Here is a 13,765-nt window from a genome sequence, read left to right on the forward strand (position 1 = left end):
GGGGATCTCTCAGGGATCGGAAGTCTCAGGGTCGGCAGGCGGGCGGCCGGGTGCCACGGGCAGCGCCGACACCGGCGGACGCAGCGACGCCGCCACGTCCTTGATGCATTCGCGCAGCCAGCGCGCGGAGCTCGACGAATGGGTGCGTTCGTGCCAGAGCTGGTAGTACATGAGGCGCGGCAGCCCCACCGGGCAGTCGAGGATCTTCAGCGGCAGCCGCGCGGCGAAGCGCTCGCAGTACTGGCGCCCGGTGGTCAGCACCAGCAGGCTGGAGGCCACCATGTCCGGAATGAGGCCGAAGTGCGCGCAGCGCGCCGTGATGTTGCGCTGCCGCCCCAGCTCGTCGAGCATCTGGTCGATGATGCCGCGCCCGCCCGGGTGCATGGGCGTGGGCGCGATGTGCTCGGCCGCCAGCCAGGTCTCCAGGTCCCAGCCGCGGCGCACCGCCGGATGGTCCTTGTTGACCAGCGACACCACGTCGTCGCCGAAGAGCTGCGCCATGTGCAGGTCTTCCGGCGGCTTGAGCCAGTTGCCGATCACCAGGTCGACCTGGCCGAGCGCCAGGTGCCCGTGGTAGTCGGAGTCGGGCGAGAGCGCGTGGATCTCGATCTGGCACAGCGGCGCGTCGCGCTTGACCTGCGCCACCAGCATGGGCAGGAACAGCGGGTCCATGTAGTCGCTGGCCGCGATGCGGAAGGTGGTGGCCGCCGACTGCGGATCGAAGCCGCGTGCGTCGGAGAACAGCATCTCGGCCGCGCGAAGAATGCTCGCGGCGGGCTCGACCATGCGCAGCCCCGCGTCGGTGGGCACCATGCCCGAGCCTGAGCGCACCAGCAGCGGGTCGCCTGACAGCTCGCGCAGGCGCTTGAGCGCGGCCGAGACGGCCGGCTGGTACATCCCCAGGCGAATGGCGGCGCGCGAGACGCTGCGGTCGGTCAGCACGGTGTGCAACACCCGTATGAGGTGCAGGTCGATCTTGTCGAAAAGCGCTTGGTCTCTCATGGCTGTTCACACCTTTCTTGTCTGTGCGAACAGTTATACAGCGCGACATTGGGCAAGACCGGGTGTGAAAAGGAAGCTCGGACCGTGCGAGCACGGCCCGCTGTCATTCGGCCGTTGCGCCCTGCACCGCCGTGATGGCGCGCAGGATCGACTCGCTCGTGGCCGGCGCCTTCAGCGGCGGATCGACCTTGTGGTCGCCGGCCGCGGACACCGCGTCGCGGATCGCGAAGAACACCGAGAACGGCAGCAAGAGCGGCGGCTCGCCCACGGCTTTGCTGCGGTGGATGGAGTCTTCGAAGTTCTGGCCCTCGAACAGGCGCACGTTGAACACCGGCGGGCAGTCGTTGGCCGTCGGAATCTTGTAGGTGCTGGGCGCGTGCGTGGTGAGCTTGCCGCTTTGCGGGTGCCACACCAGCTCTTCGGTGGTGAGCCAGCCCATGCCCTGGATGAAGGCGCCTTCCACCTGGCCGATGTCCACGGCAGGGTTCAGCGACTTGCCCGCGTCGTGCAGGATGTCGGCGCGCAGCAGCTTCCATTCGCCGGTGAGCGTGTCCACGATCACCTCGCTCACCGCCGCGCCGTAGGCGTAGTAGTAGAACGGCCGGCCCTGCATCTTGTCCTTGTCCCAGCTCAGGCCCGGCGTGGCGTAGAAGCCGTCGGACCACAGCTGCTTGCGGTCCAGGTAGGCCTCGCCCACCACGGTGCTGAAGGCCAGCGTGCGGCCGTTGACCTCGACCTTGTCGTTCGCGAAGCGCACCTCGCTCGCCTTGCCGCCGTGGCGCTCGGCGGCGCAGTCGGCCAGGCGCTCGCGGATCTGGCGGGCGGCGTCCTGCGCGGCCTTGCCGTTCAGGTCGGCGCCGGTCGAGGCCGCCGTGGCCGAGGTGTTGGCCACCTTGGTGGTGTCGGTGGCGGTGACGCGCACGCGCTCGAAGCTCACGCCCAGTTCGTGCGCCACCACCTGCGCCACCTTGGTGTTGAGGCCCTGGCCCATCTCGGTGCCGCCGTGGTTCACCAGGATGGAGCCGTCGGTGTACACGTGCACCAGCGCGCCGGCCTGGTTGAAGTGCTTCACGTTGAACGAAATGCCGAACTTCAGCGGCGCCAGCGCCAGGCCGCGCTTGAGCACGGTGCTCTTGCTGTTGAAGGCCGCGATGTCCTCGCGCCGCGCGCGGTAGTCGCTGGTGGCCTCCAGCTCGGCCACGAGTTCGTGGACGATGTTGTCGGTCACGGTCTGGCGGTAGGGCGTGACGTTGTTCTCGGTCTTGCCGTAGAAGTTGACGCGCCGCACGTCGAGCGGGTCGCGCTTCAATTCGCGCGCCACCGAGTCGAGGATGTTCTCGATGGCAATGGCGCCCTGCGGGCCGCCGAAGCCGCGAAACGCGGTGTTGCTCTGCGTGTTGGTCTTGCCCGAGAAGCCGTGCATGGCCACGTTGGGCAGCCAGTAGGCATTGTCGAAGTGGCACAGCGCGCGGGTCATCACCGGGCCCGACAGGTCGGCCGAGTGGCCGGCGCGCGAGACCATGGTGATCTCCGCGCCCAGGATGCGGCCCTCGTCGTCGTAGCCCACGTCGTATTCGTACCAGAAGCAGTGGCGCCGGCCGGTGACCATGAAGTCGTCGTCGCGGTCCAGCCGCAGCTTCACGGGGCGCTGCAGCTGGCGGGCCGCGATGGCGGCCACGCACGCGAAGATGGCCGACTGCGACTCCTTGCCGCCGAAGCCGCCGCCCATGCGCCGGCATTCCACATGCACCTCGTTCGACTGCAGGTGCAGCGCATGCGCCACCAGGTGCTGCATTTCGCTCGGGTGCTGCGTGGAGCAGTGGATGTGCAGCGCGCCGCCTTCCTTGGGAATGGCGTAGCTGATCTGGCCCTCCAGGTAGAACTGCTCCTGCCCGCCCACGTCCAGCGTGGCGGTGTGGCGGTGCGGCGCCTGGGCGATGGCGGCGCGCACGGCCGCCTCGTCACCCTCGTTGGCGGCGCCGCCGCTGCGCACGATGTGCATCGGCGGCACCACGTACTGGCCGCGCGCATGGGCGTCCTGCGGCGTGATGACGGGCGGCTGCGCCTCGATGGTCAGCGCGTCCTTCGCCTTCGCGGCGGCGCGGCGGGCGGCGTCGCGCGTCTCGGCGATCACGGCGAACACCGGCTGGCCGAGGTAGCGGATCTGGCCGCCGTCGTTCACGGGCAGCAGGATCGGGTCGTCGTGAATGATCGAGCCGCAGTCGTTGGTGCCCGGAATGTCGTCGGCCGTGAGCACCGCGACCACGCCCGGCATGGCGCGGATGGCGTCCAGCGACAGGGCCGTGACGCGGCCGGCGGCGGCCGGCGACAGCCCCAGCGCGCAGTGCAGCGTGCCGGCCAGCTCGGGAATGTCGTCGATGTAGGTGGCCTCGCCGGCCACGTGCAGGTGCGCCGATTCATGCGGGCGGCTGATGCCCACGCGCATGCCGCGATCGTGCGCCAGCGCCTCGGCGCCCACGTCGATGCGCGCGGCGGTGTTGCTCAGGTAGTCGGCAAAGGCCTCGGCGGGCTGCAGCAGGCGGGCGTCGATGGGTTTGTTCATGGTCAGACTCCTTCGGCAGCCGCTTTGGCCGGGGCATGGGGCATCACGCTCCAGACGCTGGTTTCTTCCAGCGACAGTGCGTCGTCGGCGCGGGTTTCCAGCCACAGGCGCTGGATGAGGTTCTGCGCCACCAGCAGCCGGTAGTCGGCCGAGGCGCGCATGTCCGACAGCGGCTTGAAGTCTTGTGCCAGCGCCAGCTTGGCGGTGGCCACGCTGGCCTGCGTCCAGGGCTTGCCGAGGATGGCGGCCTCGGCGTTGGCCGCGCGCCGCACGGTGGCGGCCATGCCGCCGAAGGCCAGTCGCACGGCCTTGACCGTGTCGCCGCCGGCTTCGAACTCGATGGCGAAGCCCGCGCACAGCGCCGAGATGTCGCAGTCGAAGCGCTTGCTGATCTTGTAGGCGCGCACCTGGCGCTTCAGCGCCGCATGCGGCACCGCCAGCCCCTGGACGAACTCGCCCGGCTGCAGCTGGTTCTTCATGTAGTCCAGGTAGAACTCGCTCAGCGGCATGCGGCGCACCGCGTCGCCGCGGCGCAGTTCGATCTGCGCGTCGAGCGACATCAGCACCGGCGGCGAATCGCCGATGGGCGAGCCGTTGGCCACGTTGCCGCCCATGGTGCCGGCATGGCGGATGGGCGGCGAGGCGAAGCGCAGCCACACGTCGGCCAGGCTGGGCACGCGCGCCACCAGCGTGGCGAAGGCCGATTCGAGCGAGGCGCCGGCCCCGATGTAGAGCTCCCCGCCCGCGTCGTTCTCGCGGTCTTCGATGGTCTTCATTTCGGCCACGTCGCCCACGTAGATGATGTCGCCCAGGTCGCGGAACTGCTTGTTGACCCACAGGCCCACGTCGGTGGAGCCGGCTAGCAGCTGGGCGCGGGGCTTGCGCTCGCGCAGCGCGGCGAGCTGGGCCAGGGTCCTGGGGGCGTGGAAGTGGTCGATGCGGGCGCCCAGGGGAGCGGCATAGTCCAGGCCGTCGTTCTGCAGGGCGGCGAGCGCGGCGACCACGGGCTTCGTGTCGAGGCGCACCGAAGGCAGGTCGAACATGCGCTGGCCGGCGTCCAGGATGGGCCGGTAGCCGGTGCAGCGGCACAGGTTGCCCGAAAGGTCGTCGGCCAGTTGCTGGCGCGTGGGCTGGGTGCCTTCGGCCTGGTGGTGCTCGTAGGTGGACCACAGCGACATCACGAAACCGGGGGTGCAGAAGCCGCATTGCGAACCGTGGCAGTCGACCATGGCCTGTTGCACCGGGTGCAGCGTGTGGACGGCGTGGTGCTTCTTGTCGGCGGCGTTTTCGGTGGCCTTGTCGGTCTTGCCGGCGGCGCTGGCCTTGAACTGGCCCTTGAGGTCTTCGACCGTGAACAGCGCCTTGCCGTGCAGCGTGGGAAGAAACTGGATGCAGGCGTTGACCGTCTGCAGGTTCAGCCCGCCGACCACGCCCGGCGCGCCGGGGTCGGTGGCCAGCTCGCCGATGACGACGGTGCAGGCGCCGCAGTCGCCCTCGTTGCAGCCTTCCTTGGTGCCGGTGCAGCGGGCGTCGTCGCGCAGCCAGTCGAGCACGGAACGGGTCGGGTGGACGCCGGACACGTCGACGATCTTTCCGCGATGGAAGAAGCGGATCGGCTGGACCGGCGGAAGGGAGGGGCTGCTGCTCTCGGTGCTCATGCTTTTTTGGGGCTCGTGGGCGACCCGTCGTGGGTCAGTCATGGACGTTAGCGGCTTGTTCGGCGTCGTGCATACGGGGTCGCCCATACAGCGTATGTGGGGGCCGGTATGCCACGTACGGAAAAACCCTTGGGCGGTGCTGCAATTCCCGGGCCAAGCCCGGCGGCGGGCGCGGCGGTCAGGCGTGCGCGATGGCAACCCAGGCGGTGGCGATCAGCGTCGTGCCCGCGGCCGCCAGCAACCCGCCGACCAGCCATTTCAGCGTGCGCGGGCGCAACTTGTTCGGCAGCCGGTGGTGCAGCCGGGTCGCGCCGTAGACGACCGGCATCGCGCACGTGGCGAGCAGCGCCGAATGCGCCGAGAAATGCCCCGTCGGCACCACGATCACGAGCCGCACCAGCGAGTTGAACCCGAACATCAGCAGCAGCGCGCGGCGCACGAGTTCGCGCTCCAGCGGCTGGCGGTACATGTGAAAGACGATGGGTGGCCCCGAGCTGGAGAACAAGCCGCCCAGCACGCCCGACAACCCGCCGATGACGGCGAAGCTCGCGGGGCCCGACACCGCGGCCAACGGCCGCCCCTGCAGCACCAGCAGCGCCGCGCAGGCCAGGATCGACACGCCCAGCAAGCCCCGCAGCCATTCCACCGCGCCGCCGCTGAGCCAGGTGAGCAGCACCAGGCCGACGATCACGCCCACGGTGCTGCCGTTGAGCGCCGGCTTCATCAGCTGCCAGGGCACTACGCCGGGCCGGGCGCGGAAATAGGTCCAGGCGTTGACCAGGCTGAGCACCGTCGCGGCGTTGGCGGTGTCGCTGACGCTGGCGACGCCGAACACCGACACCAGCCCGAGCAGGATGAGACTGAAGGCAAAACCGGTCAGGTTCTGCGCGTAGGTGGCCAGCGCCACGCAGGCCATGAAGACCGCCACGGGGCCGGCCTGGGAAAGGATCGCTTGCACCGGAAACGTCGTCAGAGGGAGGTGGGGAACGCGGGACGGCGGCGCAAGGCCGGAAAGAGACGAAAACAGGGGTGCGAAACGAACATGCGGGGGGATCGGAAGAGCGAAAAGGCGCGGCGCGCCGGCCGCCCAAGAATACCTCGTGGATACCGCGTGGATACCGCGTGGCTGCCGGGGGGCTCAGCGCACCAGGTCCCACCCCATCATCAGCGCCGCGAAGCCCATAAGCGCGGTGCCGCCCCAGCCGAGCCAGCGGGTGCGCCGGCCCGAGGTGAACACGCCCATCACCTTCTCGCGCGTGACCAGGATCATCATGGCCGCCATGATCGGCACGGCCACCACGCCGTTGATGACCGCGCTCCAGTAGAGCGCCTTCATGGGATCGATGGGCGTGAAGTCCAGCGCGGTGCCCACCAGCGTGGCCACGGCGATGATTCCGTAGAACTCCTTGGCCTCGCGCCAGTGCCGCTCCAGCCCTTCTTCCCAGCCGAAGGCCTCGGCCACCGCGTAGGCCGCCGAAGACGCCAGCACCGGCACCGCCAGCAGGCCGGTGGCGATGATGCCGCCGGCGAACAGCCAGAACGCGAAGTCGCCGGCCAGCGGGCGCAGCGCCTCGGCCGCCTGCGCGGCGGAGGTCACGTCGTGCACCCCGGCCGTAAACAGCACCGAGGCCCCCACCACCATCACGAAGAAGGCGATGAGGTTCGAGAAGGTCATGCCCACCCAGGTGTCCAGCCGCACGCGCTTCAGGTCGCGCCGCACCTCCACGTCGGTGCCGCGCTGCCCGCCCTTCAGGCGAAGCTCTTCCACCTCTTGCGAGGCCTGCCAGAAGAACAGGTAGGGCGAGATGGTGGTGCCCAGCAGCGCCACGATCATCATCCAGTAGTCACCGCTCCACTGCAGCCTGGGCACCACCAGGTCGTGCAGCACATGCGCCCACTCGACCTGCACCGCGAACACCGCCGCCACGTAGGCAAAGAGCGTGAGCGTGAGCCACTTGAGGATGTGGGCCAGCTTGCGGTAGGGCACGAACACCTGCAGCAGCACCGTGACCACGCCGAACACCAGCGAATGAAAGTGCGCCCCGCCGCCCACCACCAGTTGCAGCGCCTCGCCCATGGCCGCGATGTCCGCCGCGATGTTGATGGTGTTGGCCACCACCAGCAGCGCCACCAGCACGATCAGGAAGCTGCGCGGCATGTGCTCGCGCAGGTTGGCCGCCACGCCCTTGCCCGTGACGCGGCCGATGCGCGCCGACACCAGCTGGATGGCCACCATGAAAGGCAGCGACAGGAACACCGTCCACAGCAGCCCGGTGCCGAACTGCGCCCCGGCCTGGGTGTAGGTCGCGATGCCCGACGGGTCGTCGTCGGCCGCGCCGGTGACCACGCCAGGGCCGACGTGGCGCAGGAAGGAGGGAATGCGTTTTTTCATGTTCGCCCCGATGGTTGCATGACCAGCCTGACCTGCACATGAACCGCGCGCCGATTCATGCCTTTGCCTTGTCCGAGAACAAGGCCTCAATGACCTGCCGCAGCCACCGGTTGCCCGGGTCGGCCTCGAAGCGCTTGCTCCAGTGCAGCGACACCGTGAAGTCGCGCAGCGGGAACGGCGGCTCCACGATGGCGTAGTGGCCGTCCTCGGCAAAGCCGCGCGCGATGTTGCGCGGCATCACCACCGCCAGGTCGGTGGCGCGAACGATGGCCGGCAGCACCATGAAATGCTCGGTCGTCAGGCGCAGCCGGTCTTCCAGGTTCAGCAACTGCAGGATGCGCAGCGTGTCGGCGTGCGTGCGCACGGCCACGTAGTCGAGCTCCTGCAGGGCCTCGAGCAGCGCCTGCCCGCTGCGGCGGCGCTTCACGAAGGGGTGGTCGCGGCGCAGCAGCACGATGTAGCGGTCGCGCAGCAGCTGGGTGCGCTGGGTGTCCTTCACGCGGGGCAGGAAGCCGAAGGCGAAGTCGACCTTGCCGCTGTCCAGCGCAGCGGCGATGTCGCCCGTGGCCAGCGGCATGGTCTCCACGCGCACGCCCGGCGCCAGCTCGCGCAGCCGCGCCATCAGCGCCGGCAGGAAGCGCCCCTCGCCGATGTCGCTCATGTGGATGCGAAACAGCTTGCGCGAGGCCGCGGGGTCGAAGCGCTCGGGCTCGCTCAGCGCCTGCTGCAGCGTGGCCAGCGCCGACTGCACCGGCACCGCCAGCCGCTCGGCGCGCGGCGTGGGCGCCACGCCGCCGGGGCCGCGGGTGAACAGCGCATCGCCCAGCAGCAGGCGCAGTCGCGTGAGCCCGTGGCTGGCCGCCGGCTGCGTGAGGCCGAGCGCCTCGGCCGCGCGGCTCACGTTGCGGGTGCGATAGACCGCATCGAACAGCCGCAGCAGGTTGAGGTCGACCGCATCGATATGCACAGATTTCATATTGGATAGCCGGATTATTTTATTGAAGTATGGCCCGTGCGTGACCACACTCCCCTGTCCCCGCTCCCTCCCTGGAGCCAAACAACAACAACGAGACACGATGGAAGTTTCATTCAGCAAGGAAGTGGAAATGCTGCGCCTGGGCGCCGGCGACACCTTCCACGGCGAGGGCATCCTCGCGATCACCAAGGGCCTGCTGCAGTCGGGCGTGGCCTACGTCGGCGGCTACCAGGGTGCGCCGGTGTCGCACCTGCTGGACGTCATGGTCCAGGGCAAGGCCTACATGGACGAGTTGGGCGTGCACGTGGAAGCCTGCGCCAACGAGGCCTCGGCCGCGGCGATGCTCGGCGCGTCCATCCACTACCCGCTGCGCGGCGCGGTCACCTGGAAGTCCATCGTCGGCACCAACGTGGCGGCCGATGCGCTGTCGAACCTGTCGTCGCCCGGCGTCACAGGCGGCGTGCTGGTGGTGGTGGGTGAGGACTACGGCGAAGGCGCCAGCGTGATCCAGGAGCGCACGCATGCCTATGCGCTCAAGTCGAGCATGTGCCTGCTCGACCCGCGGCCCGACCTGGGCGTGATGGTGCGCATGGTCGAGGAAGGGTTTCGCCTGTCGGAAGCCTCGAACATGCCCTGCCTGATGGAGCTGCGCATCCGCACCTGCCATGTGCGCGGCAGCTTCGAATGCAAGGACAACATCGCACCGGCGGTGTCGACCCGCGCGCCGATGACGGAGCCGGCCGGCTTCGACTACATGCGCCTGGCGCACCCGCCGGTCACCTTCCGCCACGAGAAGCTCAAGGGCGACGAGCGCATTCCGGCGGCGCGGCGCTACATCGTGGAGAACGGGCTGAACGAACTGATGCCGGGCAGGCGCCACCCGGACCTAGGCATCGTGGTGCAGGGCGGCCTGTACAACGCCCTGGTCCGCAGCCTGCAGCAGCAAGGCCTGGCGGACGCCTTCGGCGATACCGACATTTCAATCCTCGTGCTCAACGCGACCTATCCGCTGGTGCCCGAGCAGGTCGCCGACTTCTGCGTGGGCAAGCGCGCGGTGCTGGTGGTGGAAGAAGGCCAGCCCGAGTACATCGAGCAGGACATCGCCACGCTGCTGCGCCGGCGCGACATCCAGACGCCGCTGCACGGCAAGGACCTGCTGCCGGCGGCGGGCGAGTACGGCGTGGAGGTGCTGTCGGGCGGCATCGGCGCCTTTGCCGCGAAGTACATCGTGGCCAGCGATGCGTCGGCCTCCGCCCAGGCCTGGCTGGCCGGCAACCGCGAGCGCCGCGAGGCGGTGGCCCGCCAGCTGAGCGCGCCGCTGCCCAACCGGCCGCCGAGCTTTTGCATCGGCTGCCCGGAGCGGCCCGTGTTCTCGGCGCTGAAGCTGGCGCAGCAGGAAACGGGCCCCGTGCACATCGCGGCCGACATCGGCTGCCATGCCTTCGGCACCTTCGAACCCTTCTCGATGGGTCACTCGATCCTCGGCTACGGCATGAGCCTGGCGAGCCGCGCGGGCGTGGCACCCATGATGAACCGGCGCACGCTGTCGATCATGGGCGACGGCGGCTTCTGGCACAACGGGCTGCTCACCGGCGTGCAGAGCGCCCTCTTCAACGGCGACGACGCGGTGCTGCTGATCTTCAAGAACGGCTACACCTCGGCCACCGGCACGCAGGACATCATCTCCACGCCCGACGACAAAACGAAGGAACGTGCCGTCGACAAGCAGCAGAGCCTGGTCGACAAGAACCAGACCATCGAGGACACCCTGAAAGGCCTGGGCGTGAAATGGCTGCGCACCGTGACCACCTACGACGTGGAGCGCATGCGCAAGACGCTGACCGAGGCGCTCACCAGCGACTTCAACGGCCTGAAGGTGGTGATTGCGGAAGGCGAATGCCAGCTGGAGCGGCAGCGCCGCATCAAGCCCTGGATTGCCGGCCTCTTGAAGAAAGGCGAGCGCGTGGTGCGCGTGAAGTACGGCGTGGACGAGGACGTGTGCAACGGCGACCACGCCTGCATCCGCCTGTCGGGCTGCCCCACGCTCACGCTCAAGGACAACCCCGATCCGCTGAAGGTGGACCCGGTGGCGACCGTGATCGACGGCTGCGTGGGCTGCGGCCTGTGCGGCGAGAACGCGCATGCGGCCACGCTGTGCCCGAGCTTCTACCGGGCCGAGGTGGTGCAGAACCCGAAGTGGCATGAGCGCCTGCTGCACGGTCTGCGCGGTGCGGTCGTGCGCGCGTTGCAACCGGCTTGAGGGGCGACGACATGGAACAGAACCGCCAGAACCGCCCCATCACCCTGCTCGTCTGCGCCCTCGGTGGCGAAGGCGGCGGCGTGCTCACCGAATGGCTGGTCGACATCGCGCGGCATGCCGGCTACGCGGCGCAGAGCACCTCCATTCCCGGCGTGGCGCAGCGCACTGGCGCCACCACGTATTACATCGAGGTGTTTCCGGTGCCGCTCGCGCAACTCGGCGGCAAGCGCCCCGTGTTCAGCCTGAGCCCGGTGCCCGGCACGCTCGACGCGATCGTGTCGTCGGAACTGCTGGAAACTGCGCGCCAGGTCGGCAACGGCATGAGCGCGCCGCTGCGCACGCTGGTCATCAGCTCGTCGGCGCGCATCTTCACGACGGCCGAACGCATGGAGCCCGGCGACGGCCGCGCCGACGCGCAGCGCCTGCTCGACGTGGTGAAGGCCTTCAGCCGCGAGCACCATGTGTTCGACATGAACGCGATGGCGCGCGACGCCGGCACGGTGGTCAGCGCGGTAATGCTGGGCGCCGTCGCGGGCAGCGGGTTGTTTCCGTTCCCGCGCGAGGCCTACGAGCACGTGGTGCGCGGCGGCGACACCAGCGCGCCCGAAAAGCTGAGCAAGATGGCCGCGGCCAGCCTGCGCGGCTTTGCGGCCGCCTTCGACGCGGTGAGCGCGCCGCGTGCGCAGGCCGCCTTCGTCAGCAGCGTGCTGGCCGGCGACACGAACGACGCGCCGCCGCCGGCGAGCGCCCTGCCCGCCGAGCTGGCGCGGCGCTTTCCGCCCGCCGTGCACGACATCCTCACGCTGGGCCATGCGCGCGTGCTCGACTACCAGGACGCCGCCTACGCCGCGCTCTACGCCGAGCGGCTGGGCCGCGTGCTCGACGCCGAGCGCGCCGCCGACCCGGCCGGCGCGCAGGGCTTCGCCATCACCCGCGAGGCCGCACGCTGGCTCGCGCTGTGGATGGCCTTCGACGACATCGTGCGCGTGGCCGCCCTCAAGGGCCGCGCGAGCCGCGCACAGCGCGTGCGGCAGGAAGTGCGCGCGGGCGACGAAGACATCGTGAAGGTCTACGACCACTTCAAGCCCGGCGCCGCCGAGTTCGCCGCGCTGCTGCCGCCAGGCCTCTCGCGCCGCGTGACGGCGTGGGACCGCGGCCGCCAGGCGCGCGGCCTGGCCCCGTGGGCGCTCCCGCTGAAGGTGGGCAGCCATTCGGTGATCGGCATGGCATCGCTGCGCATGCTGGCCTCGCTGCGCTGGCTGCGCCGGCGCGGCAGCCGCTTCGCCGAGGAGCAGGCACTGATCGAACGCTGGCTCGCAGCCGTGGAAGCGGGCACCCGCGATGCCTGGGCGCTGGGGCATGAGCTGGCACTGTGCGGCCGGCTCATCAAGGGCTACGGCAGCACCAACGAGCGCGGCAAGGAGAACCTGCTGCACATGACCGACCACCTTGCCGCCCGACCCGGCGTGGCGTTCGCCGAGCGCGCGCGGGCCGTGGCCGCGGCGCGCACCGCCGCGCTGGCCGACGATGCCGGCCGCGCGCTCGACGCCGCGCTGGTCGAACACGGCGCGCCCGCACGCCCCGTCAAGGCCCAGCCCATCCGCTGGATGAAGCGCAAGCCCACCGGCGGCGCCTGACACGGAGCGGCCCGCGATGACGCCACTGCTCAACGTCGAGGACTACCGGCGCCGCGCGCGGCAGGTGCTGCCGCGCCTGGTGTTCGACTACGTCGACGGCGGTGCGGAGGACGAGCGCTGCCTGCGGCGCAACCGCGACGCGCTGGAGGCCCTGCCGCTGGTGCCGGAATGCCTGCGCGACACCAGCGCGATGGACATCGGCATCGAACTCTTCGGGCGCCGCTGGAACGCGCCCTTCGCCGTCGCGCCCATCGGGCTGGCGGGCCTGGTGCGCCCGGGTGCCGACGCCCTGCTGGCCAGCGCCGCGCAAGCCGCGCGGGTGCCTTTCATTCTCTCGACCGCGTCGAACACCCGCATCGAGGACGTGCGCACCGCCGCACCCGACGCCACGCTGTGGATGCAGCTGTACGTGATGGGCGAGCGCGCCATTGCCGAGCGCATCGTGCGGCGCGCGCGTGCCGCCGGCTTCGAGGCGCTGGTGCTCACGGTGGACGTGCCGGTCAGCGGGCTGCGCGAGCGCGACCTGCGCCATGGTTTTCGCGTGCCGATGCGGCTCACGCCGGGCACCGTGCTCGACATGGCGCGGCATCCCGCCTGGTTGCTGCGGCTGGCCCGCGGCGGCATGCCGCAGTTCGCGAACCTGCTGCCCGACGACGACGACAGTGCGCCCGTCTCCGCGCAGACCCAGGCCGCCCTGCTCTCGCGCACCATGGACCGCACGCTGAGCTGGGACAGCCTGGGCTGGCTGCGCAGGCTGTGGGACGGGCCGTTGCTGGTCAAGGGCCTGCTGGGTGCGCAAGACGCGAAGCGCGCCCTGCGCCATGGCGCGGACGGCATCGTGGTCTCCAACCACGGCGGCCGGCAGCTCGATGCGGCACCGGCCAGCATCGCCGCGCTGCCGCGCATCGTCGATGCGGTCGACGGCCGCATTCCGGTGCTGATGGACGGCGGCATCCGGCGCGGCAGCGACGTCGTGAAGGCTCTGGCGCTCGGCGCGCGCGCCGCGCTGGTGGGCCGCGCACCCGTCTACGGCCTGGCCTGCGACGGCCGGCAAGGCGTGCTCTCGGTGCTGCAACTGCTGGCGCAGGAGACCGAACGCACGATGACCTTGCTGGGCGCAGCGCACGTCGACGAACTTGGGGGCCGCCACGTCGACCGGCCCGAATTGCGTTCGCCTTCCGAACAAGCCGCTGCTGCAGCCGGCCTCAAGGAAAACACGCACGGGAAACCCTCCATATACCCGAAGCACGCGACTGCCTAGATTGCGCAACCAGTTC

9 protein-coding genes are annotated in these 13,765 nt (G+C 70.0%); 3 read left to right on the top strand and 6 right to left on the bottom strand.

Annotated features, from left to right (window positions below; all coding sequences use genetic code 11):
• Positions 1–9: 9 nt before the first annotated feature.
• The 6 genes from AC0IYU_RS25930 to AC0IYU_RS25955 form a co-directional block, all read right to left on the bottom strand.
• The gene (locus AC0IYU_RS25930) at positions 10–1,002 is read right to left on the bottom strand and encodes a LysR family transcriptional regulator (protein ID WP_472122866.1); all 993 of its coding nucleotides are present in this window, start codon (positions 1,000–1,002) and stop codon (positions 10–12) included.
• Positions 1,003–1,105: 103 nt separating this feature from the next.
• Positions 1,106–3,565 carry a xanthine dehydrogenase molybdopterin binding subunit gene (xdhB, locus tag AC0IYU_RS25935; RefSeq protein ID WP_472122869.1) on the bottom strand — a complete coding sequence of 820 codons (2,460 nt, stop codon included), beginning with the start codon at positions 3,563–3,565 and terminating at the stop codon, positions 1,106–1,108.
• Between the two features lie 2 nt (positions 3,566–3,567).
• Entirely contained in the window at positions 3,568–5,223 is a 1,656-nt protein-coding gene (gene xdhA, locus AC0IYU_RS25940) for a xanthine dehydrogenase small subunit (RefSeq protein ID WP_435485495.1), read from the bottom strand.
• Between the two features lie 178 nt (positions 5,224–5,401).
• Positions 5,402–6,181, bottom strand: a complete 780-nt coding sequence (locus AC0IYU_RS25945; RefSeq protein ID WP_472122872.1) for a TSUP family transporter — start codon at positions 6,179–6,181, stop codon at positions 5,402–5,404.
• Between the two features lie 180 nt (positions 6,182–6,361).
• Positions 6,362–7,615 (bottom strand): NRAMP family divalent metal transporter, encoded by a 1,254-nt coding sequence (locus AC0IYU_RS25950; protein ID WP_472122877.1) that lies wholly within the window; start codon positions 7,613–7,615, stop codon positions 6,362–6,364.
• A 55-nt stretch (positions 7,616–7,670) separates the two neighbouring features.
• Positions 7,671–8,591, bottom strand: a complete 921-nt coding sequence (locus AC0IYU_RS25955; RefSeq protein WP_435439510.1) for a LysR family transcriptional regulator — start codon at positions 8,589–8,591, stop codon at positions 7,671–7,673.
• A 100-nt stretch (positions 8,592–8,691) separates the two neighbouring features.
• Between AC0IYU_RS25955 and AC0IYU_RS25960 the strand changes: the two genes are divergently transcribed.
• From AC0IYU_RS25960 to AC0IYU_RS25970, 3 genes are read left to right on the top strand one after another with little or no spacing between them, the layout of a single operon-like run.
• The gene (locus AC0IYU_RS25960; protein WP_472122880.1) at positions 8,692–10,851 is read left to right on the top strand and encodes a thiamine pyrophosphate-dependent enzyme; all 2,160 of its coding nucleotides are present in this window, start codon (positions 8,692–8,694) and stop codon (positions 10,849–10,851) included.
• Positions 10,852–10,862: 11 nt separating this feature from the next.
• Positions 10,863–12,488 (top strand): indolepyruvate oxidoreductase subunit beta family protein, encoded by a 1,626-nt coding sequence (locus tag AC0IYU_RS25965; RefSeq protein WP_472122883.1) that lies wholly within the window; start codon positions 10,863–10,865, stop codon positions 12,486–12,488.
• A gap of 16 nt (positions 12,489–12,504) precedes the next feature.
• A complete protein-coding gene (locus AC0IYU_RS25970; protein WP_472122886.1) occupies positions 12,505–13,749 on the top strand; it encodes an alpha-hydroxy acid oxidase in 1,245 nt (414 codons plus the stop codon).
• Positions 13,750–13,765: the final 16 nt, after the last annotated feature.

The organism is Variovorax sp. AC103 (genome assembly GCF_979254005.1).